Source organism: Saccharolobus solfataricus (genome assembly GCF_900079115.1).
Lineage (GTDB): Archaea > Thermoproteota > Thermoprotei_A > Sulfolobales > Sulfolobaceae > Saccharolobus > Saccharolobus solfataricus.
The window spans coordinates 696283-720198 of record NZ_LT549890.1 but is presented as its reverse complement, the minus strand read 5'-3'; the positions used below and the strand labels follow the sequence as shown (position 1 = coordinate 720198).

The following is a 23916-nucleotide window of genomic DNA, read 5'->3' as shown; positions in this document are numbered from 1 at the left end:
TTATGTACTCATATATGCCTAAAGACCCAATAAAGGAATTCTACGAGCAACACTACGCTAAGTTAGAGTTAACAGCCCACATGCTTAGGAGGATAAAACTAACTGAGGACGCGATTGAAAAATTTGCAAAAAGTAAAGAGTCGATATTAGAAATAGGCTGCGGTACTGGAGAGAACTTGTCTTACTACGTTAACAAGTTTCATTTCACTAACGCCTACTGTGTGGAAATAGCATCTTTTGCTGAGATGGAAATTAGGGAGAAGGGCATAACCCCGTTTATACTTGACGTAAACGTTACTGAGATTCCTTTAGAGATTTCCTCAATCGATGTTTTGGGGAGGTGATAGAGCACCTTTACGATTCTAGTAAAATAATAAAAGATTAAATATGTGTTTCCAATTTTATTACTCTACAATTTAACTTTTTAAATAGTTTCATAATATTGGTAGCCTTTAGAGAAATTTGCTCGGTTATATTCTATCTTTCAAGTAAACTGATCAAACCAGAAATTTTCAGTATGCTATAAGTCCAAAGGATATCAGAACTCACAATATTCTCGGCGTTAAGTATTCCACATGAATTATTTTTAATTTTTTGCTCTTTTAAACGACAATATCACGTCTAGAATAAACAATATAATAAGAGATATAAAAAATATTAAATTACTAAAAAATAATTTCACCAAAATATAAATTGTAATCGATATAATTAGGATCGGAGAAAGGAAGACTATAGGCTTTTCCATCACGTTAGCTGGATAAAATGGCGGTACAATTAAGTCTATGAGATAAAATAGTGTGAGTATACTTGCAGATATAAGCAAGTTCAAGAATGAAAATAACAAAGATAAAAGCGTAGATGCAAAGATTATGGCGACGTAGTTTTTCCAACAAGTTAGCAATGACGAGAAGCCATTCACTAGCCCCTATAGTAAACTATTTGTTTGGGGAAAAGAGAAACCTTACCACCATTAATTCTTGATAATAATACACGTTTTGTAGTAGAAAACCTATTAGCTGCCTCAATCCTAAGTATATTAATTGGATGCCTTATGAACTGTCTGTAAACGTTTCTTAAATCCTCTATTGCCACCTCTTTCTTTTTAAACTTAAACCTAAATAGTATTTCCTCAACTTGTTTCATGTTTTCCTCGTCATGTACCTCCATCTCAATTAGTTCTAGGTATTTCACGGTGTTTATGCTGCCGAGAAGCGCTTTACCTTCAGCTCCTTCTATATCCATTTTAAGTATTCTAGGTCTTAAACGGTTTTCTTCTGCTATCACGTCAAGAGTGGTCGTCTCAACAGTACCTTCACCGTCCTCAGATACAAAAGCTCCTACACCTTCTCCTCTCATATTGACCCTTTTACCTGGTTTGTCGTACAGTGCTTTAGGAATAATGATCACGTTGTTTAGTCCATTTAACTCTACGTTCTGTTTTAAGATTTTTAAGTTGTTGGGCTCAGGTTCTATAGCAATAACTCTTCCCTTTTCCTTAACCTTAAATGATGCAAGGATAGAAAACAAGCCTATATTGGCCCCTGCATCTATAACTACATCTCCTTCTCTAATACTTGAAAGTAGGTGAGAGTAAATATTTTCTATTATAACTTGATAAAATGCGGCAAAGTCACTTCTCCGTGAGAGTATCGCCTTAGCTGGAATCCCCGTAAAAGGTCGTAAGTCGACCATCATGCATGTATATCTATGGTGCCAAAGTTTTTAAATATAATCTTTCTTAAAATCCTTTGATAGCAGTTTAGCTACTTCTAAAGTGTATGAGGATATTCCAGAGCTTCCCTTGTCATAGGCTGATATTATGATATCCAAGGCAAGTAAGATAATGAAATTAGATATGAAAAGCTTTTCCATAGATAAATTGCTACTGCAATACCTTTAGAACTATTATTGTTATTTTCGTTTTGTATGCAATATTTAAATAATATTGATGTATGATATCCCTCTCAAACTTACCTAAATCATAAGTATCGATTACTCTAACTGCTCTAAAATTAACATTCTTATTAATTTTTAATACTATCAGTTGACTGTAGTTCTTTGCCAAGCTTAACTTCTTTCAACATTTGGGACGTTTTCTATCAAAAATAATAGTATTGAATTTATAGCAAGTTAAAATTTAAATACTAATCGTTGTTTAGTAATCTTCTTAAGGATTCTATATAATTCTCGACAGTGCCTAAGTCGTAAACTTTATCAACCATTATAGCCTTGAATCTTCTACCCCTTTTTATAAGACCTTTAATACCATCTGTCAATTGCAATTCCTCTTCGTATTTTATTTGTCTTAATTCATCGAATATCTCTTCATCAAACATGTAATAAGGAACTACGACCAAGTTAGACTTAGGCTGCTTCGGCTTCTCCTCTATATCTATCACATACCCCTGCTTATCTACTAAAACGACACCGTAAGGTCTTGGGTCTTGGACAGTAGTAACTAAAAATGAGTTAACAACCATTGATGATATAGGTATCATGGGTAGAATTGTGTCCGCGGCCACTACTAGAAATTCTCCTTGAATAAAAGGTTCTGCCCTTAGCACCGCATCGCCGAAACCTTTAGGTTCTGGTTGATTAACAAAAGCTATTCTACTATTCTCAACTTTCTGGTAAAATTGCCTTAAATAATTTGCTTGGATAACCTTGCCCTTAGCTTCGAGGTAATTAATAAAGTCATAGTCTGGTGTGAAGTGATCCTCAATAACTCTCTTCCCTCTTCCGACTACAATAACGAAGTCCCTTATTCCGATGTCATATAACTGTTCGAAAATAATCTGAATTATAGGTTTAAATTGCCCATTAAAAGGGATAGGAAACATTTCCTTAGGAATTTCTTTAGATGCTGGAAGTAATCTAGTGCCCAAACCAGCTGCGGTAATTACTGCGTGAATATTTACCTCACCTTAGATAATCCTATTGCCCTATATTTACTTCTTGACATCTTATTAGGGTCAAGAACTCTTCTACCATCTAAGACAGCCTTATCTTTAAGCATATGCTCTATGCCTCTGAATTCATCCCATTCTGTTGCTATTATTACACCATCTGATCTCTTCACGCACTCCTCCTTACTGCTTACCATTTCCACTAACGATGTTTTAGCCTTAGGATCATATGCTATGACGTTAGCCCCAATATCGACTAAAAGTTTAGCAATTTTTAACGCTACACTTTCTCTAGTATCATCCGTGTTAGGCTTAAATGCAATACCTAAAATACAAATTGTTTTACCCTTTAGTTCGCCTAATAACTCTTCCATTATCTTTACAGCTCTTCTAGGTCTTTCCTCATTAACTTTTATCGCGGCTTCTACTATTTTTAATTCCTCGCCTAATTCTCTAGCAAAGGATGCAAAAGCTAGAGTATCTTTAGGGAAACATGAACCTCCGTAACCTAAGCCAGCGTTTAAGAAATAGGGAGCTATCCTTTTATCTAATCCTATAGCTTTAGCTATGGTATTGACATCACAGTTAGGTATTACCTCACACAAATTCGCTATTTCATTAATAAATGAAATTTTTGTCGCTAAAAAAGAGTTTGCAGCGTATTTGATCATTTCAGCTTCTTCAATTGAAGTCCTTAAAACCACAGTCTTTGTAAATGACCATAAGTTTTCAATTACATCTCCAGCCGCTTTACTATCACTTCCAATAACTATCCTATCAGGTTTAATGGTGTCTATTACAGCACTACCCTCTTTTAGAAATTCTGGGTTAGCTACTACTTCCCTCTCTACTATCTGTTTTACTTTTCTACTTGTACCTGGAACTACTGTGCTTTTCACAACAACGATCGCATCCCTCTTAAGGTAAGGTTTCATAGTCTTAGCAGCGTCTAAAACATAGCCTATATAGTTCTTCCCTTCTACGGTAGGTGTAGCGACTGTAATAAAGACAATATCCACGTCTTTTAACGCGGAGTAATCTGTGGTGAAGAGAAATCTATTCTTATTTTTTAAGAGAAGTTCATCTAAACCTGGTTCATAAATGGGAGAACGGTTGCACTGTAAACCTTTAACCTTATTTTGATCAATGTCTACTCCAACTACTTCATGTCCTTGATCTGCTAATACTGCCCCCGTTACTAATCCTACAACACCTAATCCTACAACACCTATTCTCATTTTAATACACCCTTAAACCAATTTATGGTAAGTTTTAATCCCTCTTCTAAGGAAATTTTAGGATACCAGCCCAATTTTTCCTTAGCCTTAGTTATGTCAGCTGCTCTCCTAGGTGGGTCATCTGGTCTAGGGGGAAGATATTTAATTCTAGATTTGCTACCGGTAAGCTTAATTATCATATTAGCCAACTCAATAATCTTTATTTCTTTGTCTGAACCTATATTAAATACTTCACCTTCTAGTCCATCTTTGTATATTAATTTTATTGTAGCATCAACCCAGTCAGATATATATAGAAAAGCTCTAGTTTGATTCCCATCTCCGAACACTGTTACGTCCTCTCCTTTTAGTGCTTGATAAATAAATCTTGAAACCACTCTACCATAAGTTCCATCTTCTCTTAGACCAGGGCCATATACATTAAAAGGCCTCTGGATTCTTGTATCTAACTTATATTGTCTGTGGTAAGCCATTATCAAAGCTTCTGAGAATCTCTTGCTTTCGTCATAACAGCTCCTTATTCCTATAGGATTTACGTAACCCCAATACGTTTCAGGGGTCGGAATTATTGAGGCAGAACCATATACTTCAGATGAAGATGTGTATATAAATCTTGCATTACTTTTTCTGGCTATTTCGAGCATTTTGTAAGTACCTAGTGAATTAGAAAGAGCTGTATCTACTGGATGTTCTATGTAGTCCTCCGGTGAAGGTCTAGCTGCCAAATGGATGACGACGTCGTACTTTTTTTCTGTCTCAAATTCCTCAACTTTTTTCTTAATAAATTCTACATCTTTTCGTATATTAAAGTATTTTGCGGTTGATAGATCATCAACTATTGTTATTTCCTCTCCTTTTTCTAACAATGCCTCTGTTAGATGAGAACCTAAGAATCCCGCTCCTCCACTTATAAGTATTTTCATCAACAATCTCTATCTTTGACGAGATATAAATCTTTTGGTTACAAAATTATTAGAGAAAAGTATACGTATATAATTATAAATAGTGTCATGCATTTATAAATTTTTCTTGTAAAATTTCAGTCTTTTATCCATGTATCTAGGTCATTAATCCTTTTCTGTCTAATTTTTGTTGAGAATAAATCCAAATATAAAAAGAAACGCCTCTGTGAAGAGTGCTATGTATGTAGAGTGACGTATCTGATGGTTTAGCCAGTCTTAGTAATTATATTTGATGATTCTAAAGGTTTACCGAGTATTTTATCTATATATTCTTTAAATTTACTAGGAATAATAAAATATCTACACGCAGTAACAATATCTTTAAACGATTCTAATTTTTTAAATTTATGTTCATTCTATCATTTTAGGAAAGCGCAGCAGTTTTAAGTACATTTTAATTTAATACAGTAGTATTTAATTTACATTTTATATAATTATTCCTAATACAATGTTAGCTGGGTTTTAGCAGGAAAATTAAATCTAGTTAACCACCAAATTCACGTTATTAGTAATAACCTCGGAATTGTTAAAATAGTCCTCGTACCGTCTTCATGTTACAGTAGCTTATTCAATGAGGCCTTATCAATTCTTAATAGTAGGGAAGTAATTTCAGTTATTAACAATTCCATAAATGTTAAAGCTGGTAATTATTCACCTACAGCTTATGGTATTTCAGTTTTTGCCAATCCTTGGTTTTTATTCTTACTATATGCACACGTTATTTACGTTAAAAATTATCTTTATAAGAGTAATTACTATTTTGGAACTGCTGAGATTTATATACTTTCTTACTCTCTACTTCTACCACCTCTTTCGCTCCTGCAATGGAAAAGTAAATTGGGGAATCCCCAATCCCTGCTCCTATATCTAACACTCTCTTTCCCCTAACGTCTATTCTCCAATAATCTGAGAAGGAATCACCTGGATAACTTAATTTCCAACCCTTCCATTAAATTGAAATCTCACACTATCTTCATTAAGTTCAACGATCTTTAGCCCAGCGAGCAAGACTATCTCGTTAGGTTTCAAATACAGTAGTTGCCCATTTCTTAGTTTACACTTTATCCTCTCTTTATGAATACTGAGCATTACTGAATGCCAGTTCTCGAAAGTCGTATAATTAATAAAGACACTGAGATACTTATCCGCTACAAAATTAACTAGTAAGTTCAGCGAAACTCCTCCTCGACTACGCAACTAGCAAAGCTTTACGTTATTCTTCTCACAAATTACGTTTGTCCAGCTGTAGACTTTACCGCAGTAGACCTCGAAGCCAAATACAATAAGCATGCCCACTGAAAGTGTTGCCAACCTATTATGTAGGGGTCAATGTGAGGTAGGTCTTCAGCCGGTGTTGAGTCTCATTACTGTTAAAATTCTGCTCAGTAGCTAAAATTCTCTTTGTAGACGTAAATGGGAGAGCAGATAAAACGTTTCGTAGCTTGAGAGAAATGAATAGGTAAAAACTCTTTAATTACTTCATCTTCTTTCTTATGTGTTTTCAATTCAAATCCCAGCACTTCACGGTAAGTACTTAAGAGAGGTCTTGGAATCAATAAGGGAGCAAACTTTTCAAGATTATGAAGTAGTAGTGGTTAACTCTGGAGGAGGAGTAATCAGTGATATAGTTCACGAGTACGGTTTCAAAGAAGTGAGAAAAGACGTTAAACTTTTGGAAGCTCGTTATTTAGCTAACAAGGAGAGCCGGGGTGATTACGCTTTTTTGCTTGACGAGACGAGACCCTTAAGGAAAGATGCTCTTGAGATACTCTCTAAGAACCTTCACGACATGGTTATAATAGGCGAGAGGGAGTTAGGTGACTCGTTCTGGAGTAGGGCTGCCCAGTTGGACAAGGAGAACATAATGGAATGTAACTCACCGGAAGCGGTTAGGGGCTTTGCCTTGCCTAGGCTATTCAAGAGGGAGTTACTGACTGCTTCGTTAGAGAAGCTAAGGGAAAATTTGAGAGAAAAGTTCAGCCAAGTGGTTTTCCCGGATCACGAGCTAATTTATTACGAGGCATCCGGATTCTCTAACGACATTTTTGTAATAAAAGACGAGTTAGTTTACCACTACGGCGATTTTACCCTGAAGGAGATCGTGAGGAAGTATTACCGTTACGGGAAGAGCTTGAAAGTGCTTAAAGACACTCCTTACTCCTTTATGACGTCTGTGAGCAGGAAGAGGAGGGAAATATGCGTTGGTGGTATTAAAGGACGACTTACCCTTTATATACTTTACTTAGCCAGAGGTATTCCTTTTCTGTTCGGTAAGTTTAGTTTATAAAAAAGTAGGACCGTATCTTAGGTAGGGGTCGGACTTTCATTGAGGTTTCATGAATTTGTATTCAACCTCTCGTCCTATTTTCAATTAGCTTGATAATTTTTATGACAAAGGAACCTATAGATAATGAGGAGGAAACTATAAATGGGTAAATTAAAAGAACAAAAAGAAAAATAAGAAATACCTTTTTGTTAATCATATCCTATCGCTCTAGCTTTCTACTATTGCTGTTCCCGGTATATCTACACCATTACTAGTAATTAAAGTAAAGCTTATTGACTGGCCAGGGGAGAGAGATAAGCTTGATGGTAGAGATGTAGATATAATTGTTGTCCCAACAGGAACTGGAATACTTGCAGAAGTAGGTGCTCCACCGTTTATTATAATTGCAGTTATCGTACCTGGTGCATTACCAGTATTTTGCAGTATAACATATAGCTGATTATCTTGTACGTATGCGTTTACTACCGATATTCTCGGTTGCGCACCAAAAGCACCAAATAGCCCGAAAGCAAATCCAACAACTACTAATGCTATTATTACTGAAGCTATTACCAGTATATTAGAGCAGTTACTGCATTACTTAATCCTTTCCTACCTTTCTTCATACTAATCCACTTTATGAAAAATGTCTATAAATCTTTCTATCATAAATTATTACGTACTTAACGTGAATTAAAGAACCGTCCAATATTACCGTCTACTAAAAAACAAAAATAAACAATTCTCACTAAATCCCGGTATTACAACTTCTTTTGCCAGTGAAAAACGCAGCTGTGTTTTTCACTAAAATCTTGCGTTCATATGCGTCGCAATGAATTCAACCACTTCAAGCAACCTCGCCTGAATTTCGAGAAAGCATTGAACAGGCAATTCACTTTCGCAAGGCTTCATTACAGAAAACGGGGGTTAAGGGGGCGGAAAGCCTCGCCATTCAACCCTAAGTAGAACCATGCCGCACTAAAGGTTCCTTTTAAGTACTTAGGAAAAAATAAAAGTAAAAGGTACGTAAACCCATAGTAAGCGTTTACCCGTGGCTTTTCTAATTCAGCAACGGCTTAAGGGATAATACACTGTCACCCTCCGAGGAATAGGTAAATTTCTTCTCTTCATTTATAAATTATTAGATACCCTTAAACTATAAAGGAGTGAAATTAAGATAAAAACATTCAAGATTCTAAATGATAAAAGTTATAATTTTCTAGAAAAATTTTCATAATAAAACCTTTATTGCTTTATTAATATTGTTATTGGAGACGAAAGACTGTCTAAATCCCCTTTCTGCGCCACTAGCTCTCCTCCCTTAAATTTTATCTCTATAATATTTCTCTCATCAGATAAAATTACAACAACTGTTGAATTAACGCTCTTAACCATCGCTATTTCCAGATACTTTTCTAACTCATCCTTATTTATTTTACCCGAAAATATCGTTTTCATTTCGTAAATTGATACTTCTCCCTTTACGCCATTCTGTTCCTCTTGAATCCTTTTTTCCTTTGTCATTTCAGTTTTAAACACTTCCTTTCCTTTTCTATAGAACGCATCAGCTTGCCCCTTGACTATACTTTCAAATGGTCCATCATAAAAGAATACTAACCTTACTATAGTAATTCCTCCTTTCGAAGGAAAAATTGTAAACCTTAAACTGGATTTTATCTTTATTAAACCTTCACTTTTTTCCACTAAATAGATGATATCTGTATTAGTGAAAACTCTCTTAACTTTTAATTTTATTGTAAATAACCAGCTTACATATAACTCCCAGCCATCGTCAACTCGTTTTAAATCCTTAAAATGAGGAATATATTTCATTAAGTTTTCAGGATTCATGAGATAATCTCTAACCACCTCTGGAGGAGCTTCTACCTCAAAGTCATAAGCTTTTTCCATAAATTATAATAAGTGTGTCCAACTGTAAAGCATTATTAGATTTTTTTAAATAATGCAGAGCGCAGAAAGCGGTTTGTTAATACTTTCTTCTCATCAGCCACTGCAGAGGAGAGTTCTGAAGATTAAACGTATTCTCTCTTATTCCCGCGATACGAAAGTTTCACATAAGGTAGTACTCGCGTATTTCCGCAAACATTATTGGTTAATTGCGAATGGATTTTGCCCTTATTGCCACAACCACTATAGGAATTTTGGAATACTCTCTAACCATATCATGCGCAGCCATACGCTGGAGGTTGCTGAAGATTATTTTAAGCTGAGAGAAAAGATTAAAGAGGGGGGGGGGAAATGAAAGTAGATTGCACCAAGTTAAGACAGGCATTTGAAGAGGCAAAGATTCTCAAAAATGATCCATACGATTTTACGTTAGCTATGACACATTTTTATCTCAGAAATGAAGGACTCGAAACACCAACAGGATATTCAGTCCCATCAAGTGAACTGAAGGAGCTAATCAAAAAGAATGAGTTGCTGATTCACTATATTCTCGACGAAGGCAAAGATTTCATGGAAGCGTGCGAAAAAGTGCATGGTTCTTAAAACACAGCTGTTTTGTTTTTATTTGCTTGTTCTCTCATTTTTTTTTAAATGTCTGAATCTAGCTATTCTGCGTTCTTCGTCATTCTATTCATATTCACAATTCTCTTTCTCATTGTAGTAGCATTTTTATTACTCGGCATTCTTAACGGTGTTTTCGCCACTTATGCCCACCATCCTCTCTCACCTTCTTTGTTGTCTAACCTGGATTTTGTGCTGTATCTATTCGCGTTCGGTATTTTTGCGGTTTTGTTTCTTTTAATTGCATTTGCAATCCAAAAGAAAGGAAGTTAGCTTACGAATTTTCTTTTTTTAGTCTCGCGGTTTTGTTTCTAACATGACAGGTCAAAAAAACAGTGAAAGTCTAGTTGGCGAGCTGGTTAACCAAATTAATGAGCTATACTTATCCAATCCGAATCAAGTCTTAATGTTGGCGAAACAAGCGGGTATTGAAAACCCAACATTCCTAGCCACACCACCAACGAAACCATCCGGTGAACTCAGTTTCGCGAAATTAAGCAACATAGCAGAGATAGTGACAAAACTCGAAAATTATGGTTTACCGTCACTTTTGCGCCAATATTTTATGAATGTTGTAAAGAACCCAGTAGTGTTAAATAACGTGGTTGAAACTTATTATAAAATTGCAAAGATAATTCCGAAAGAAGTTGAGAACGAAAAACCTTTAGTCATTGAGAACGAAGGGTTTGCGTCTAAGTCAATCCCGCCTGTGGTAAGATAGCTACAGATTTGTTAGCTGTTATAGACAGACTATGGAATATATTAAGATAGAGGCAATTATTATTTTATTCAATTAATTATTACTCAATTTCTTTCGCAAAAACGCTAATTTTAATGGCTTCTCAAACTTTTTAGCTCTGTAGTTAATGATAGATTAATGGAGTCAAAAATACCCGCCATAGAGAAACACAGAGATGCTTACGTAAAGATAAGGATAATAGAAAGCCTAGATGAACTAGCTTTAGGATTAAAATTACTAAAGGAAGGGTTTAGCAGGAACTCCGCTAATAAAGTATTTCAGTCTTGGAAGGCAATAATAAGTGCATTAACAGTCATAAACCTTGAGAAAATGCCTAGAAACGAAAAAGAGAAGGAGTGGTATTATAAGTCTGGATTCCTTGCCCCTACCACTGGATTAAAAGGAATTTCACAGAGGCTTGAAGAACTTGGATATAAGGTAAATTCCCTAACTTCGGTTGCGTTAGAATTACATAGGTATGCTTATAATGGGCTTTATAAAGGGGCGAGCGACTATTACGAAAGGGAAGAAGCTATTAATGACATCATTTACTTGTCTAAGGAAATTATGAAGGTTATAAAAGAATTCTTTAAGGAATATTGGGATGAGGAAATTGAAGAACATTACAATCTTGCTGAGAAGGAACTGATGAAATAGCCTTGGATAACACACTTTCTATACTGCTTAAAGAAACATTTATATTTATGGGTTACTCGATGCATAATTATGGGTAAGGAGTTTATACTAACAATTGATGACAAAGGCAGAATTACTATACCTAAAGAAGTGAGGGAATTAATTAAAAGTAAGAAATTAAAATTGAGGGTGGAAGATTCTAAAATAATATTAGAGCCTATAGTAGTAGATGTTGACAAGTATTATGGCATATTCAGGAAAGATTTAGAAGACGTAGATATAGACAATTTACTAAAAGAAGCGATAACTGAGGTATTCTGACTTCCTTATATAAAACATATTAGTCAGATCTGAGTAATACAGATCTGACTGGGGTGTAGGCCGTTGACTTCCTTGAGTGTAGAGCTCCCCCACCCTGGAACGGTAGACCCAAAATCTTTTTGCAAAAAATAATTCTGATAGGATAATATATCATTCATAAAGATAATAGGATTTATAACAATATAAAAGATTTAATAAATTGGAGAAAGGTTTAAGGTGAGGGAGAAGGTGTATTACCACGTGAATATCTAAGATGATAACACGACCTCTCCCTCACCAAAATAACCTTCAAAAAATAGGGTATAAATTATTTTCCTGCTTAACTTCAAGGGAAAGAGAAGAAGTAGATAAAACCCTCATCTCCGCGTATGGAAAAACTCAATAGAGAGTCAAGAGCATATAACATAACCACAGACAGTAAGAAACTACGTAAAGAAGCAAGGAATAAAGATAACTAAGAAACTCCTAGAGCAGAAAAATATCAATAGAGGTATTAAAGGGGGTAAAGGAGGTAGACCTATCAATAGACGTGGTATGGTAAACCAGTGGAAGGGCTTGGGAGTTCTGAGAAGGGAAACTCTTGGAACTACGCAACAAGGATAAAGTACTCCTCCTAGCCTTTCAATGGAATGAGCAAGGACGAGATAGTTTCTCGTGGAGCAAGTGGTTACTATGGGATTCAAGATAAGGCTAATAACTCTCGACGCTGGCTTCTATTGATGTGCTCAAATTCATTTCATGTGATTGCTGTTCCAGTTGGGGATGTGAAGGTCTATGAGGAGATGGGGATTACATATAGTAAGAGGCATAGGAGGGATGAGGCTAAGTTTAGGCTTCTTGTCTACACTAGGGAGGAAGAGGAGAATTCGTGTTTACTTTGCTAGGGCTACTAACCTAGACTTGCCTAAGGGGGAAGTGTTGAGGTTGTATAATAAGGTTAGGGGTCCTATATTTTGGGGTATTAAGGCCTTTCTCCCCTTCACTACTAAGTTTGTTTTTCGCGTGTTGGTGTTCGTGTTGGTGCTCTACTCCTTGTATATTCAAGGAGATGATGGGGAGGGAAGAGTTTAGACTATTGCTCATTCTCTTGTTCTCAATTGATTTATTCACAGAGAATTTTCCATTTAAGTTAATAGAAACGCTTATTTACACTATAGATTTATTTTCAAGGAGGTGATTTTGGGTCTACCGTTTAGGGCGGGGAGCTTCCGGTATAAAAACTTTTAGCCAAAAATTGAGCATAGTCCACACTACTTATGCAAACAAAAGCCCTCGTCATCACCCGTTAGCATTAAATGGCTTATTATAATACAGCACAGCCCAAGTAATAACAGCATAGCACATGCAACAATCAACTTCTTACCCTTTAACCTACCCTTATGCTCCTCATAAAAACGCTTGATCACCGGATTAACCTTGATAGCAGTCAAAGCTGCAAGATAGAAAGCCCTCCTCAAAACAGCATCACCCCTCCTTGAGACACCTCGCGACACAACACTCCCCCCACTCAACAACAGGATCAAGACCACAATAAGCCACAAACTTCCTCTTATCATCAAAACGCCTAACATCACCTAACCCTAAAATTATCAAACCCAGCGTCTTCCCAATACCCGGTATAGTAAAGATCAAACTATCCCTAGGAACAACATCCTCAAGCCTCTTCTCAACCTCCCTCTTCCTAGCCTCAAGCCTCTCCAACTCATCCAAAAGAAACTTAACCTCAGACAAGATGATATTATCCCCACCCTCCAATACTTCACTCAAATTCTTCCTAGACAAGCTATCACTATAACCCAAGAGGATTAAGTCGCTCCTCAACCTGTTCTTAACCCTAACAATACTCTTAACGATAAAATCCCATTGACTCGTCAACTCCCTAGCATCACTTAACGTAAACTCACATATTAACAACTAGTTCAGCGAGTTTTTTAGCATCATTCTTGTCACTCTTCTCGCCCCTAAAATCCTTGAACTTCTTGATTACCAAGGGATTAATAACCCTCACCTCATACTCATTCATCAAGCACTTGGCAAGGTTAACGTGGTAAACTCCGGTACTCTCAATACCTACTTTACAACCTCTTGGCAGGACTTTCTTCACTTCCTCAAAACCTTGCTTATCGTTAGGAAACTCGTAGAATTTACCTTGAAAATATACTATTAGTTTATCTTTTGATACATCTATCCCTGCAACTGGGGCCTTTATGTGTATTCACCCTTATGTTTTATTCGGGCTTTTTGCCCAATTTCAGTCTGAATTTGGAGGTTGGCCAAGCTCACCGTCGAGCTTTAAGCTCAAGGGAGTCAACGGCCTACACCCCAGTTAGATCTGTATTACTCAGATCTGACTAATATGTTTTATATAAGGAAGTCAGACTAATGGACGTCCTAAACTAGTGGCAAAAAGAAGAGTCATGATTATGCTATTTGTTATCATTTATCATTCCTAATCCTTTCAACGCTATTAAGTAAGCCGACGCCATATGCCTATCAAAAACCCATTTCTTTCATTACCCTATCATGCTCCTCAGAGTTAGTAGTACACCATAACCCTCAGGCTTATGCGAAGAGAAGTACTATTGTTTTCTTAAGGAGAAAATAATTTTTAGCAAAGACATAAGGTATTATATTCCTTTTTATTTTAGATGTGTAATTCTTCTCTCAAAATATGTCTTATCTATTTGAAAGGAGTTCGAAAAGACATTAGATTGAAAGTTAGTTTCCTAAGCTAGTTCCCTCAGCTCCATATGCGTCGAACGTAACTAGGAGAATAAAAAATTTTAACTTCACGGTAAGAATAATGATTCATGTATAAAGAACTATTTAATCAACATTCATCATTTAATGCCTCTGCTGAAAACACTTCGTTCAGCTTCAATAGTACTTTCTCTCAAAACTTCTCGTCGAACATGATTACCCCAAGCATTAAGGAATATAATGATGGCGTTTCCATAGATTTTGGAGGCTCCCCTTATTACGTAGAGTATCACGATGCAAACGTTCAAATTTGGAGGGATAAAGATGGAAGGATAGTTTCAATTGATATAGTTTACGAGGACGATAGTGAATGATAGCCCTTGCAGATTATGAATTAATTTCTATTAGACCGGGAATTTTAATTGCTAGAGTAGAGAATGAGGAGTTGAAGGTTAGAATTTTCCCTATACCGATTCACGTAATTAAGAGCGGTGAAAATTACAGTGTGCAAATTAATATAGTAATTTCGGTAGATACTAATAGTCCTAAATTCGGCGAACCATGTAGCCCGCAAAACCTGACCTCCTCCCCGCCTAAAGGGCGAGGGTTCCCGAGGTCTTAAGGGTTACACCCCTTTATGGGTGCTACTCGGTTATGATCCACAATGAAGGATAATGGTTTTTTCACGGCTTCGGCGATTACTCCTAATGCCTTCTTTAGAATGTTTAACGCACCATTCAAATCGCTGTGAAGTTTATGACCTAAAGGACGGTTGACAACACCTCTTGGGTTCCTCTTTACTTCCACATCATGATAAGCGCAATACTTGGACGTATTGTACTCAACAACCTCAAACACCTTCATACCATATTCTTGTGCTTTCAATTCTATGGATTCCATTAGCTTACGATAAGACCACATGTTCACTGTAAACTTATTACCCTTCTCCTGCACAATGTTGAATGGATAACCTAAGTAGATTGTTGAAACTCCTAGTTCGTAGAGTGTTTCAATAAGGTGGGAGGCTAGATTACGGTAGAGGTGAAGGAGCCTCCTAGTTAGTTTCTTAAAAAACCTCCTCTTTTCCCTCAACAATTCTAGGTACGCATCATATTCACCAATGTTTCTGGTTCTGTCAGCTAACGATTGCACTTCTGAAATCCTTCTTTGGAAGTAAAAGTAGTCCTCCTTTGTTCTAACACCCTTGTAGAGCAACCAAGTTCCGTCGTTAACTACTACACTAGCTATTACGTTGATGCCTAGATCGATTGAAGTTACTTTGTTTCCCTTTGGTTTGGAAATCTGGATGGACTTTCTCTCACCCTTGACGACGTGCTTACTCTTCTTTCCAGTTTCCTCAACACCTACTTCAATTGGTATGTGAGCATACCAAGCGTTCTTGGTCTCGTCAAAAATTATTTCTAGTCTACCTTGTTTACCATACCATTTTAGTCTACCGACAAAGTCTATTTCCATGTCGAAATCCTTGAGGATTAATTTGTGATTTCCAGCATCTACCTTGTAACGATCTTGTCTAACAACTAGTATTAGCTTTCTTTTCCCTGCTTCTCTGTCCTTCCAGTATCTAGGCGGAGAAACGTGGTTCATGTGTGGTGGTAGTTTTCTTTCCTTCTTCAGTTTTAACAAGGAGAAGAAGGATGACCACGCTTCATTATTCTTCTGAAGGACAGCTTGAGCATTAACACCCAGTATGGCCTTGTACTTCTCGTAGTATTTGTTCCACGTTCCCTTAAAGTCTACTTTCCCTTCGTGAAAGAATTGTTGCCTCCTTTCGAAGTTCACTTCGTTGAAGAGTTTTGCAGAGAGATTAGCTAACCTCCTCAGCTTTCTTTCTTGAAAACCATTTGGAAGAAGACGAACTACATTGGTTCTTCGATTTGAGTATTTAACTTCGTAGACACCCTCCTCTGGCATTGCGGGAGTAGGAGTCGGCTCCCGCTCCTCATCCCCTAAGAGTTGACCAGAGGAGGGTGCCATAACTAATCGTTATTGCTGAAGTTTAAATAGCTTTACCCTGCCCCTAGAAGGGGCGAGGTTTGTCTCTCATTTTATCACGACATGGAGTTTTAGTTTGTTGTAGGACCTAATGGTTCTGGAAAGGCTTTAACACTTTTACTAAACCACTCGCTATTTTAATCATTTCTAAATACAGTTTTGAATAATTATATTTAGGTATTACGTGTATTTTTACTAATAATCTCCAAACTGGTGACTGCTCACTTAGGAGTTACGTTTCCCTCGTAGGGTGCATTACCAATTAAGCCCGTGAGAAGTTACGCCACACGTTGTTTGAGTCCGCCATTTACTCCACTACGGCGAACTAACACTTTCAGAAAGAGCTTACAGACGAAATGATAGCAGCATAGCTACGCTTATTGCTTTAAAGGGATATGGAGCAATAAGAGCATTTGAGTGCTTGCCAAGAAGACCAGAAGGTGATTACATTTTGCTTAAAGTGATGAGGAGTAAGAACATTTTTCTCGAGGAGTTTTATCTACACTAATAAACCCCTGGTTTTTTAGTACTCGGTATAGTTCTGACGGCAATTTATTTGCCGAAGCTTTTCCCTCTTCTTGCTATGTTGATCGCGTCAGTTATACCTCAAACAAGGGAGTTCTTTCAAGGCTTTGAGAGGTGAAATGTGGAAAAAGGAGAGCAAGTAATCTGTGATATTCATGGAGTAAGTTCATATAAGAATAGCCTTGGTTTTCATTTGTTGGAAATTAACTCGTTAATATTTTTGATTACTAACTTGCCTAATGTATTCTTAATTTCCATTGCATGTCCTCTAAATTCTCCGCGAGGGTCTACTTTCCCCTTTATAATATCATCAGAATAATTTAGAATAGCCCTATACATTCTTTCAAAATCATTATCATCAGTAATAAAAACAATATTATCGTAAATTCCTTCGCGTAAAAGCAAGAAAAGATATTGGAATATTAACTGATCCTTCCTACTTGGTACTTTTTTATATCCTTGGGATTTTAAATTACGCAAATGTCTATTAATACCCTCATAAATTAGTTGAATTTCCTTAATAACATAATCATTAATAAGTATCTTAACGTTGTCAAGTACAGTAAATTTTTGTTTGATTATAGCTTTTACACTAGACAGATAGTCAATCAGATCTTCAGTTCGCCCATTTAAAGCTATATGGTTTCTAAGGACTTCCGGATCCAAGTTAACTACCTTATCTTCTAACTTTTTAAAGAACTCCTTCGCAAGTATTTGCCTTATTCCGCCGGGCGAGATCAGTTCATTATAATGGGTTTTTCGTATTTCATCATAAAGCCGATCAAAATTCTTTCTTATATCATTAATAATTTGAAATTTACCTTTTATATCTAATTCTTTCCAATCAGATCTTGACAGTATCTTCTCGTAGATGATATGAGATACCATGTTATATGCGTCATTGATTATCGATTCGAATTCGGATAAGTTAATATCAAGTATAATACATTGATCTTTGCTCAATGAAGAAATAAATCTTTCAATATCTTCTTTCTCGTTCAAGAGCTTTCTATATATCCATTTTACGAGAATGTTAGTATCTAAGAAAAAAGTCTCCATATTCACTCATTTTTTGCATGAATTCTGGAAAAAAGATAATATCCTAACGAGTCCCTTGAGGGAATAGGTGCCTCGTTGGTTAATGTGTGTAGCAATACTCCACTTAGCTCCGATATATAAGGAAATACCTCCTTCGTCTTTAGATAGTGCAGAATAGGCATGCCGAGTAGTCCAACGATTAAATTAACGAAATGAAGCGTATTCTTAAACGGAGAGTCTTTCGTTTTGACGTCGTTCTGTATATTTAACTTGGACAATTTTGCATACACGATTGTTAAATAACGCAGATACAGTGAGTAGTACGTAGTTAATAAGAAATTAGGATTAGTAGAATTTACTTCATCGTAAAACTTCTTCTCATTTTTCCTTAGTCCGTCAATAAGTTTGCCCAACGCGTTAATTGTTATTTCTAAGTATTCTCTTATGGTAGTATTATTTTCGAACAAAGAGGCGTATAATTCAAAATCTTCCTTTATTTTCCTAACCTCCTCTAATAGCATTTTTATATCTAAATCTTCAGGGTTCAGAGCTATTGCCAATATGCCTTCATAAATCTCAAACAAATTTGTCTCATACTTCTCAAGCAAATAGTCCAGCATCTTTTCTAAATACTGTAAAGGAAAATTCCTGTTTTTCACTCTCTGTAAAGTCTCGTAATATTGCTCAAAAGGAGTTGAAAGTTCTACTGACATAGATATCAATCTACACAATATGTTTATGAAACATTTTATAAAAACTTTCTGCTGTATTTTAGTCCCTGCCTTACTGCGAGAATCTTTTTTACGAAAATGAGGGAAAATTGGTTTGGACTAAGGCAAATGGTACAAAAATATATTTTGTGGCGATAGGGACTAACCTTGTGTCTAGGAGGCGATTAGACGAGTTTTTTGCAAGTGTTAAGCATGATATTTACTAGAGAGATTCTAGAGGAGGCAATAAATTACGGGCTTACAAAGAACACAACATCATTCACTAGAATTAAGGCCGGGATTTACAAGACTGAGAGGGAGAAGCATAGGGACTTACCATCCCATTATATTTACACCGCTTGTGAAGATGCCAGCGAGAGGCTAGATAGCTTCAATAAGTTGAAGAAGAGAGGAAGGAGTTATACTGACAGACCGTCAGTTAGGAGGGTTACTGTCCATCTTGACGACCACTTGTGGAAGTTCAGCCTCAACGTGATTTCAATTGCTACTAAGAGGGGTAGGGTTTGCATTTCCCCAATCTTTCCAAAGATCTTCTGGAGGTATTATAACGACAATTGGTTAATTGCTAGTGGGGCTAGGTTTAAACTGTTGAAGGGGAATGTTGTAGAGTTCTTTATAGTTTTTAAGAAGGATGTTAAATCTTACGATCCAAGGGGTTTTATTCCAGTTGATTTGAATGAGGATTCAGTCTCTGTATTAATTAATGGGAAACCGATACTTTTAGAGACTAACACTAGGATGATTACTCTGGGTTATGAGTATAAAAGGAGGTCGATAACTAATGGTAGGTCTACTAAGGATAGGGAGGTTAGGAGAAAGTTGAGGGAGAGGGATAAGAAGCTTGATGTTAGGAGGAAGTTTGCTAAGTTGATTGTTAAGGAGGCTTTTGGGAGTAGGAGTGCTATAGTCTTGGAGGATTTGCCAAGGGGGGTTCCGGAGCATATGGTTAAGGGTGTGAAGGATAAACAGCTTAGGTTGAGGATTTATCGTTCGGCATTTTCTTCAATGAAAAATGCTATTGTTGAGAAGGCTAGGGAGTTTGGTGTTCCCGTAATCTTGGTTGATCCTTCTTATACTTCTTCTATTTGCCCTGTTCACGGGTCGAAGATTATTTATCAGCCCGATGGGGGCTCTGCCCCAAGGGTTGGTGTTTGTGGGAAGGGAGGAGAGAGGTGGCATAGGGATGTTGTTGCGTTATATAATTTGAGGAAAAGGGCTGGAGATGTGAGCCCCGTGCCGTTGGGCTCTAAGGAGTCTCATGACCCACCTGTCGTGCAGGTGGTTGAGGGCTAAGTCCCTACACTTGATCATGATTAATAAAATGAGTGAAATGAAAGTGTAGGGACAAACGGTAGGTTACTGATGATCTCACTTAATGCTGCTGTTGTTAGCTCCCATTAAACCCCTTTTATCAACTCCTCTAATGTAATAGCGTTGGCCTTTCTTATCAACTCACGATTGTTAGATACTAGAGTGAGGCCTAAAGACTCAGCAACGTATACGTAAGACGCATCATAATAAGTTAAACCCTTGTCTATAGCGACCTTCATTACCTTATCTAAAGGTGGGTCTTCTACTACGTTAAAGCGCCTAAGTAAATCGTTAAAAAGCATAGAAAGGGTTATTGGGTCCTTTACCTTCTTGTGTATATAATACTCTTTCCATATCGCGTTTCCTACCTCGTAAAAAGTCAAGGTAAGTATATAAATTTTCTTGACGTCAATCTTGTCGATGTAGTCTAAAAGTGGGTATAAAGCTGAAGCGTCGAATAAAAACCCGTTACCTTTCATTCCTATTTTCCCTTATGACTGTTGCCCATTCTTCCTCGTTCACGTCTTTCATAAGTTCCTTAATTTTTAGCGCAGTTTCTCTAAGCCTTTCTTTTTCCTTCTCCTTTATTGCCTCATCCAAGGCTTTTTCTACAACTTCCCTAATATTATCCTCTCCCTTATCTAGTCTCGAGAGAAGATAAGCTAAGATTCCAATTGCACTTAAAGCTCCTACACTGACTGTTATTGGCTGCAAAGCTGTTATTGATCTGGGTGGGTTTAAGGTTACAAAGTAGTGCGTCTTTACTTCTTTAATCCATTTCTTAGCACCGTTGTCAAAGATGTGTAATTTATCATAAACTGTTCTGTAGATTTCAAATACTTCATAAATTGAAGGGATTGTGGGATACGTCAAGTGTTCAAGATAGTCCCTACTGACTTCAAAATGAGCGTCAATAAAGCCATCATCATATATTCTGACGTGAAGTTCCCAGATGTTGAAAAACTTTGTCGATAAAGAGTATTTCTCACCTTTAAACCCTGCACTCTTTAAAGCATTAACTACATCATTAATCTTATTTTTTGGAACAAACAGTCTTAAATTACCTTCCTTTATTACATATTCGTGAGGTAACGTAACGGAGGTTCCGTCAAAGTAAACTACGTCTCTGGGTAGATATGTTGATATCGAATATTCTACAACCTGCATAACGTATCCTTAATAATATAATTACGCAAAGTATTTAAACTTCATAGTTTGTCGAAAACTGTCGGCATCCCTCATCTGGTGGGCAGTCGGGTGGTCCAGAGAACCACCCTTGTTTAAATTCGTGATAGCAACGACGTCACGATCAAACGAGGGGCAGCGAAAAGCAATCTCAACCATCTTCTTACCACACTTTGGACAAGAGACGGAAGAGTACCTATGGATTAACATATTTAACAATCATTCCGTGCTTCTTAGCCTGCCATTCTATCCAATACTGAATACGACGATATTGCATCAAATAGAGTTTATCGTGAAACTCAGCTGGCAGTTTATTAACGTTCTTAATGAGGTTCTTCAAGTCCTCCAACTTTATAACGTTGGCACCCAATTTCTCAGCAATCTCAACAACCCACTTTCCTAGAGAAGTCTTCCATAATTCGTTTAGCCTTTTGATGAAAAGAACTAATTCTGTGTAGAATCCTTCTAGGATACTTCTTTTGCAAATTCTCAGCTAATGACTTGAAGTGGTGAGCTAAATTTAACGCCTTTAAAGATTCCTTAGAACCATCAAATCCTACTAATATTCTCTTGAACATTTGACTCTATAACAATCTTCTTATTAAAAAGGAAAAACCTCGCCCCTTCTAGGGGCAGGGTAAAGCTATTTAAACTTCAGCAATAACGAGTAGTTATGGCACCCTCCTCTGGTCAACTCTTAGGGGATGAGGAGCGGGAGCCGACTCCTACTCCCGCAATGCCAGAGGAGGGTGTCTACGAAGTTAAATACTCAAATCGAAGAACCAATGTAGTACGTCTTCTTCCAAATGGTTTTCAAGAAAGAAAGCTGAGGAGGTTAGCTAATCTCTCTGCAAAGCTCTTCAACGAAGTTAACTTCGAAAGGAGGCAACAATTCTTTCACGAAGGGAAAGTAGACTTTAAGGGAACGTGGAACAAATACTACGAGAAGTACAAGACTATACTGGGTGTTAATGCTCAAGCTGTCCTTCAGAAGAATAATGAAGCGTGGTCATCCTTCTTCTCCTTGTTAAAACTGAAGAAGGAAAGAAAACTACCACCACACATGAACCGCGTTTCTCCGCCTAGATACTGGAAGGACAGAGAAGCAGGGAAAAGAAAGCAAATACTAGTTGTTAGACAAGATCGTTACAAGGTAGATGCTGGAAATCACAAGGACTTTAACATGGAGATAGACTTTGTCGGTAGACTCAAATGGTATGGTAAACAAGGTAGATTAGAAATAATTTTTGACGAGACCAAGAACGCTTGGTATGCTCACATACCAATTGAAGTAGGTGTTGAGGAAACTGGAAAGAAGAGTAAGCACGTCGTCAAGGGTGAGAGAAAGTCCATCCAGATTTCCAAACCAAAGGGAAACAAAGTAACTTCAATCGATCTAGGCATCAACGTAATAGCTAGTGTAGTAGTTAACGACGGAACTTGGTTGTTGTATAAGGGTGTTAGAACAAAGGAGGACTACTTTTACTTCCAAAGAAGGATTTCAGAAGTGCAATCGTTAGCTGACAGAACCAGAAACATTGGTGAATATGATGCGTACCTAGAATTGTTGAGGGAAAAGAGGAGGTTTTTTAAGAAACTAACTAGGAGGCTCACTCATCTATATCGTAACTTAGCTTCTCACCTTATTGAAACACTCCACGAACTAGGAGTGTCAACAATTTATCTAGGTTATCCATTTAACATTGTGCAGGAGAAGGGTAATAAGTTTACAGTGAACATGTGGTCTTATCGTAAGTTGATGGTTTCTCTCGATTGACTTCACTTATAGTCTCTCGTTTAAACCTGGTTGAATATTTTATCGCACTTCTTTTCTATAGTCCTTTCACGGTCTCTATTAATGGGGTAAAAAGTAATTATTGTTCTGCATCCTCCTTCGTCTTCTGCTATAACATTAAGTATTAGCCCCTCACTCAGTAAGAAGCAAAACGATAACCTACTTTTCCCCTTGCACGAATCCTCACAGACGGCAGTATTATAAGCCTTGTTTACCTCGTCAAAGCACTGGTAACAAGACACTGTTGCCGAATTTTTACAGACGTCGTTTAGAGCCCTGCATATTCTCTCTAAATACCTCGTGAGATTGTTAAGCCTTTCAGCAAGAAACTCCCTTTTATCCTTGTTCTCAACGAATTTGCACTCTATTCTACACTTATCAATTGAATCCATGAAACGTTCACACACGGGTTTCCCAAACTATCTCTCAAATCTGGGTAAACGTTAACGTTAGTGACTTTTGCGCTAATCTTAATCTTCATATAGTTAACTTTAACCTCAGTCACTCCATTGCTCACAATTTCTATTTTTGGAATAAAAGGCGTGTGCCTTGAGAACTTATCTGCAGAGCATAACTCACCCATTTTTGGCTTATTAGACACTACAGTGAGGGTGCCCATCGATACTACTGAGGGAAGTTTCTTTCCTTCTTCTTCTTTTTCTGAAATTATAACAGCTTGAGGGATGAGATAAAGCATTACGGTGACTATTTCCTCCCCAATTGTGAACTTGAACACGGTAGGTTTAATTAGAGTCACGTCAAATGTATAAACGGCCTCACTCATCTTCGTATTCTACCTCGACGATACTTACGCTTCCGTCTTCGTCTCGGTAAATAATTACCTTTCCTTCGTGGTACTCCACTCTTGTCCAGTGAGGCTTGAACCTTATTATGATGCCAGATTTGTTATCAATAACAATTGTATTTGAGGAAGAGAAGGAGTAAGTAGTGTAAGGGGTTTGAGCATTACTCACAGAGTTAAAGTTTAGAACCACGTTGCGACTTTCCATACGTTATT

The 23916-nt window shown here is 37.0% G+C and carries 24 protein-coding genes and 5 pseudogenes; 11 read left to right on the top strand and 18 right to left on the bottom strand.

All coding sequences use genetic code 11. From position 1 onward, the window contains the following. Positions 1 to 14 precede the first annotated feature (14 nt). The gene (locus SSOP1_RS04290) at positions 15 to 344 is read left to right on the top strand and encodes a class I SAM-dependent methyltransferase (protein WP_048054198.1); all 330 of its coding nucleotides are present in this window, start codon (positions 15 to 17) and stop codon (positions 342 to 344) included. Positions 345 to 918: 574 nt separating this feature from the next. On the opposite strand, the gene SSOP1_RS04285 is transcribed toward SSOP1_RS04290, so the two are convergent. The 7 genes and pseudogenes from SSOP1_RS04285 to SSOP1_RS04260 all read right to left on the bottom strand — a co-directional run. Beyond that, positions 919 to 1695 (bottom strand): FkbM family methyltransferase, encoded by a 777-nt coding sequence (locus SSOP1_RS04285; RefSeq protein WP_010923106.1) that lies wholly within the window; start codon positions 1693 to 1695, stop codon positions 919 to 921. Positions 1696 to 1722: 27 nt separating this feature from the next. Beyond that, positions 1723 to 1872: a hypothetical protein gene (locus tag SSOP1_RS16835; protein ID WP_158011691.1), complete on the bottom strand. Its 150-nt coding sequence runs from the start codon at positions 1870 to 1872 to the stop codon at positions 1723 to 1725. 10 nt (positions 1873 to 1882) lie between these two features. Beyond that, positions 1883 to 2065, bottom strand: a complete 183-nt coding sequence (locus SSOP1_RS17285) for a hypothetical protein (RefSeq protein WP_048054197.1) — start codon at positions 2063 to 2065, stop codon at positions 1883 to 1885. Between the two features lie 79 nt (positions 2066 to 2144). Continuing rightward, on the bottom strand, positions 2145 to 2912 hold the full coding sequence (locus SSOP1_RS04275; protein WP_063492731.1) for a UTP--glucose-1-phosphate uridylyltransferase: 768 nt from the start codon (positions 2910 to 2912) through the stop codon (positions 2145 to 2147). A gap of 2 nt (positions 2913 to 2914) precedes the next feature. After that, positions 2915 to 4144 (bottom strand): UDP-glucose dehydrogenase family protein, encoded by a 1230-nt coding sequence (locus tag SSOP1_RS04270; protein ID WP_010923104.1) that lies wholly within the window; start codon positions 4142 to 4144, stop codon positions 2915 to 2917. After that, positions 4141 to 5067, bottom strand: coding sequence for a UDP-glucuronic acid decarboxylase family protein (locus tag SSOP1_RS04265; protein ID WP_048054195.1), 927 nt, complete (start codon positions 5065 to 5067; stop codon positions 4141 to 4143). The genes SSOP1_RS04270 and SSOP1_RS04265 overlap by 4 nt, the downstream gene beginning before the upstream one ends. 823 nt (positions 5068 to 5890) lie before the next feature. Then, positions 5891 to 6231 (bottom strand): annotated as a pseudogene (locus SSOP1_RS04260) (FkbM family methyltransferase); the annotation flags it as partial. Positions 6232 to 6601: 370 nt separating this feature from the next. Between SSOP1_RS04260 and SSOP1_RS04255 the strand changes: the two are divergent. Next, positions 6602 to 7393: a glycosyltransferase gene (locus SSOP1_RS04255; RefSeq protein ID WP_010923102.1), complete on the top strand. Its 792-nt coding sequence runs from the start codon at positions 6602 to 6604 to the stop codon at positions 7391 to 7393. Positions 7394 to 8617: 1224 nt separating this feature from the next. On the opposite strand, the gene SSOP1_RS04250 is transcribed toward SSOP1_RS04255, so the two are convergent. Beyond that, a complete protein-coding gene (locus tag SSOP1_RS04250) occupies positions 8618 to 9283 on the bottom strand; it encodes an SRPBCC family protein (RefSeq protein ID WP_010923101.1) in 666 nt (221 codons plus the stop codon). A 348-nt stretch (positions 9284 to 9631) separates the two neighbouring features. On the opposite strand from SSOP1_RS04250, the gene SSOP1_RS04240 reads away from it, so the two are divergent. The 5 genes and pseudogenes from SSOP1_RS04240 to SSOP1_RS04215 all read left to right on the top strand — a co-directional run bounded on the left by SSOP1_RS04240 (position 9632) and on the right by SSOP1_RS04215 (position 12774). Then, the gene (locus SSOP1_RS04240; RefSeq protein WP_048054194.1) at positions 9632 to 9883 is read left to right on the top strand and encodes a hypothetical protein; all 252 of its coding nucleotides are present in this window, start codon (positions 9632 to 9634) and stop codon (positions 9881 to 9883) included. 334 nt (positions 9884 to 10217) lie between these two features. Continuing rightward, positions 10218 to 10622: a hypothetical protein gene (locus SSOP1_RS04230; RefSeq protein WP_010923099.1), complete on the top strand. Its 405-nt coding sequence runs from the start codon at positions 10218 to 10220 to the stop codon at positions 10620 to 10622. 156 nt (positions 10623 to 10778) lie between these two features. Then, the gene (locus SSOP1_RS04225; RefSeq protein WP_010923098.1) at positions 10779 to 11297 is read left to right on the top strand and encodes a PaREP1 family protein; all 519 of its coding nucleotides are present in this window, start codon (positions 10779 to 10781) and stop codon (positions 11295 to 11297) included. A 69-nt stretch (positions 11298 to 11366) separates the two neighbouring features. Beyond that, a complete protein-coding gene (locus tag SSOP1_RS04220; protein WP_048054193.1) occupies positions 11367 to 11597 on the top strand; it encodes an AbrB/MazE/SpoVT family DNA-binding domain-containing protein in 231 nt (76 codons plus the stop codon). A gap of 253 nt (positions 11598 to 11850) precedes the next feature. Continuing rightward, a pseudogene (locus SSOP1_RS04215) lies at positions 11851 to 12774 on the top strand (DUF4322 domain-containing protein). Between the two features lie 101 nt (positions 12775 to 12875). Here SSOP1_RS04215 and SSOP1_RS04210 read toward each other — a convergent pair. Then, positions 12876 to 13806 (bottom strand): annotated as a pseudogene (locus SSOP1_RS04210) (IS110 family RNA-guided transposase). 601 nt (positions 13807 to 14407) lie between these two features. Between SSOP1_RS04210 and SSOP1_RS04205 the strand changes: the two are divergent. Both SSOP1_RS04205 and SSOP1_RS04200 read left to right on the top strand, forming a co-directional pair. Beyond that, positions 14408 to 14671 (top strand): hypothetical protein, encoded by a 264-nt coding sequence (locus SSOP1_RS04205; protein WP_048054192.1) that lies wholly within the window; start codon positions 14408 to 14410, stop codon positions 14669 to 14671. Further along, entirely contained in the window at positions 14668 to 14919 is a 252-nt protein-coding gene (locus tag SSOP1_RS04200) for a hypothetical protein (protein WP_048054191.1), read from the top strand. The genes SSOP1_RS04205 and SSOP1_RS04200 overlap by 4 nt, the downstream gene beginning before the upstream one ends. Here SSOP1_RS04200 and SSOP1_RS04195 read toward each other — a convergent pair. The 3 genes from SSOP1_RS04195 to SSOP1_RS04185 all read right to left on the bottom strand — a co-directional run bounded on the left by SSOP1_RS04195 (position 14916) and on the right by SSOP1_RS04185 (position 18589). Beyond that, positions 14916 to 16295 (bottom strand): RNA-guided endonuclease InsQ/TnpB family protein, encoded by a 1380-nt coding sequence (locus SSOP1_RS04195; protein ID WP_063492729.1) that lies wholly within the window; start codon positions 16293 to 16295, stop codon positions 14916 to 14918. The genes SSOP1_RS04200 and SSOP1_RS04195 overlap by 4 nt on opposite strands. Before the next feature lie 732 nt (positions 16296 to 17027). Next, positions 17028 to 17897, bottom strand: coding sequence for a hypothetical protein (locus SSOP1_RS04190; protein WP_048054188.1), 870 nt, complete (start codon positions 17895 to 17897; stop codon positions 17028 to 17030). A 2-nt stretch (positions 17898 to 17899) separates the two neighbouring features. After that, a complete protein-coding gene (locus tag SSOP1_RS04185) occupies positions 17900 to 18589 on the bottom strand; it encodes a hypothetical protein (RefSeq protein WP_048054189.1) in 690 nt (229 codons plus the stop codon). Between the two features lie 222 nt (positions 18590 to 18811). On the opposite strand from SSOP1_RS04185, the pseudogene SSOP1_RS04180 reads away from it, so the two are divergent. After that, positions 18812 to 19949, top strand: a pseudogene (locus tag SSOP1_RS04180) (RNA-guided endonuclease InsQ/TnpB family protein); the annotation flags it as partial. A 55-nt stretch (positions 19950 to 20004) separates the two neighbouring features. Here the strand turns inward: SSOP1_RS04180 and SSOP1_RS04175 are convergent. The 3 genes and pseudogenes from SSOP1_RS04175 to SSOP1_RS17530 all read right to left on the bottom strand — a co-directional run. Then, entirely contained in the window at positions 20005 to 20397 is a 393-nt protein-coding gene (locus SSOP1_RS04175) for a type II toxin-antitoxin system VapC family toxin (RefSeq protein ID WP_010923091.1), read from the bottom strand. Continuing rightward, entirely contained in the window at positions 20387 to 21085 is a 699-nt protein-coding gene (locus SSOP1_RS04170) for a hypothetical protein (RefSeq protein ID WP_010923092.1), read from the bottom strand. The genes SSOP1_RS04175 and SSOP1_RS04170 overlap by 11 nt, the downstream gene beginning before the upstream one ends. 21 nt (positions 21086 to 21106) lie before the next feature. Beyond that, positions 21107 to 21627: pseudogene (locus SSOP1_RS17530) on the bottom strand (IS200/IS605 family accessory protein TnpB-related protein); the annotation flags it as partial. 149 nt (positions 21628 to 21776) lie between these two features. On the opposite strand from SSOP1_RS17530, the gene SSOP1_RS04155 reads away from it, so the two are divergent. Beyond that, a complete protein-coding gene (locus SSOP1_RS04155) occupies positions 21777 to 22880 on the top strand; it encodes an RNA-guided endonuclease InsQ/TnpB family protein (protein ID WP_063492728.1) in 1104 nt (367 codons plus the stop codon). A 20-nt stretch (positions 22881 to 22900) separates the two neighbouring features. Here the strand turns inward: SSOP1_RS04155 and SSOP1_RS04150 are convergent, their stop codons facing one another. The 3 genes from SSOP1_RS04150 to SSOP1_RS04140 are packed head-to-tail and all read right to left on the bottom strand — an operon-like array spanning position 22901 to position 23908. Then, the gene (locus tag SSOP1_RS04150) at positions 22901 to 23290 is read right to left on the bottom strand and encodes a hypothetical protein (RefSeq protein ID WP_048054187.1); all 390 of its coding nucleotides are present in this window, start codon (positions 23288 to 23290) and stop codon (positions 22901 to 22903) included. Further along, the gene (locus SSOP1_RS04145; protein WP_010923085.1) at positions 23263 to 23682 is read right to left on the bottom strand and encodes a hypothetical protein; all 420 of its coding nucleotides are present in this window, start codon (positions 23680 to 23682) and stop codon (positions 23263 to 23265) included. The genes SSOP1_RS04150 and SSOP1_RS04145 overlap by 28 nt, the downstream gene beginning before the upstream one ends. After that, the gene (locus tag SSOP1_RS04140; RefSeq protein WP_158011688.1) at positions 23675 to 23908 is read right to left on the bottom strand and encodes a hypothetical protein; all 234 of its coding nucleotides are present in this window, start codon (positions 23906 to 23908) and stop codon (positions 23675 to 23677) included. Before SSOP1_RS04140 ends, SSOP1_RS04145 begins: the two co-directional genes overlap by 8 nt. Between the last annotated feature and the right edge of the window lie 8 nt (positions 23909 to 23916).

What these genes read in the sequence shown, in the direction of transcription:
- SSOP1_RS04290 (WP_048054198.1), top strand. Translation starts at nt 15, where the DNA reads ATGCCTAAAGACCCAATAAAGGAATTCTACGAGCAACACTACGCTAAG.
- SSOP1_RS04285 (WP_010923106.1), bottom strand. Translation starts at nt 1,695, where the DNA reads ATGATGGTCGACTTACGACCTTTTACGGGGATTCCAGCTAAGGCGATA.
- SSOP1_RS16835 (WP_158011691.1), bottom strand. Translation starts at nt 1,872, where the DNA reads ATGGAAAAGCTTTTCATATCTAATTTCATTATCTTACTTGCCTTGGAT.
- SSOP1_RS04270 (WP_010923104.1), bottom strand. Translation starts at nt 4,144, where the DNA reads ATGAGAATAGGTGTTGTAGGATTAGGTGTTGTAGGATTAGTAACGGGG.
- SSOP1_RS04265 (WP_048054195.1), bottom strand. Translation starts at nt 5,067, where the DNA reads ATGAAAATACTTATAAGTGGAGGAGCGGGATTCTTAGGTTCTCATCTA.
- SSOP1_RS04250 (WP_010923101.1), bottom strand. Translation starts at nt 9,283, where the DNA reads ATGGAAAAAGCTTATGACTTTGAGGTAGAAGCTCCTCCAGAGGTGGTT.
- SSOP1_RS04240 (WP_048054194.1), top strand. Translation starts at nt 9,632, where the DNA reads ATGAAAGTAGATTGCACCAAGTTAAGACAGGCATTTGAAGAGGCAAAG.
- SSOP1_RS04230 (WP_010923099.1), top strand. Translation starts at nt 10,218, where the DNA reads ATGACAGGTCAAAAAAACAGTGAAAGTCTAGTTGGCGAGCTGGTTAAC.
- SSOP1_RS04225 (WP_010923098.1), top strand. Translation starts at nt 10,779, where the DNA reads ATGGAGTCAAAAATACCCGCCATAGAGAAACACAGAGATGCTTACGTA.
- SSOP1_RS04220 (WP_048054193.1), top strand. Translation starts at nt 11,367, where the DNA reads ATGGGTAAGGAGTTTATACTAACAATTGATGACAAAGGCAGAATTACT.
- SSOP1_RS04205 (WP_048054192.1), top strand. Translation starts at nt 14,408, where the DNA reads ATGTATAAAGAACTATTTAATCAACATTCATCATTTAATGCCTCTGCT.
- SSOP1_RS04200 (WP_048054191.1), top strand. Translation starts at nt 14,668, where the DNA reads ATGATAGCCCTTGCAGATTATGAATTAATTTCTATTAGACCGGGAATT.
- SSOP1_RS04195 (WP_063492729.1), bottom strand. Translation starts at nt 16,295, where the DNA reads ATGGCACCCTCCTCTGGTCAACTCTTAGGGGATGAGGAGCGGGAGCCG.
- SSOP1_RS04190 (WP_048054188.1), bottom strand. Translation starts at nt 17,897, where the DNA reads ATGGAGACTTTTTTCTTAGATACTAACATTCTCGTAAAATGGATATAT.
- SSOP1_RS04185 (WP_048054189.1), bottom strand. Translation starts at nt 18,589, where the DNA reads ATGTCAGTAGAACTTTCAACTCCTTTTGAGCAATATTACGAGACTTTA.
- SSOP1_RS04175 (WP_010923091.1), bottom strand. Translation starts at nt 20,397, where the DNA reads ATGAAAGGTAACGGGTTTTTATTCGACGCTTCAGCTTTATACCCACTT.
- SSOP1_RS04170 (WP_010923092.1), bottom strand. Translation starts at nt 21,085, where the DNA reads ATGCAGGTTGTAGAATATTCGATATCAACATATCTACCCAGAGACGTA.
- SSOP1_RS04155 (WP_063492728.1), top strand. Translation starts at nt 21,777, where the DNA reads ATGGCACCCTCCTCTGGTCAACTCTTAGGGGATGAGGAGCGGGAGCCG.
- SSOP1_RS04150 (WP_048054187.1), bottom strand. Translation starts at nt 23,290, where the DNA reads ATGGATTCAATTGATAAGTGTAGAATAGAGTGCAAATTCGTTGAGAAC.
- SSOP1_RS04145 (WP_010923085.1), bottom strand. Translation starts at nt 23,682, where the DNA reads ATGAGTGAGGCCGTTTATACATTTGACGTGACTCTAATTAAACCTACC.
- SSOP1_RS04140 (WP_158011688.1), bottom strand. Translation starts at nt 23,908, where the DNA reads ATGGAAAGTCGCAACGTGGTTCTAAACTTTAACTCTGTGAGTAATGCT.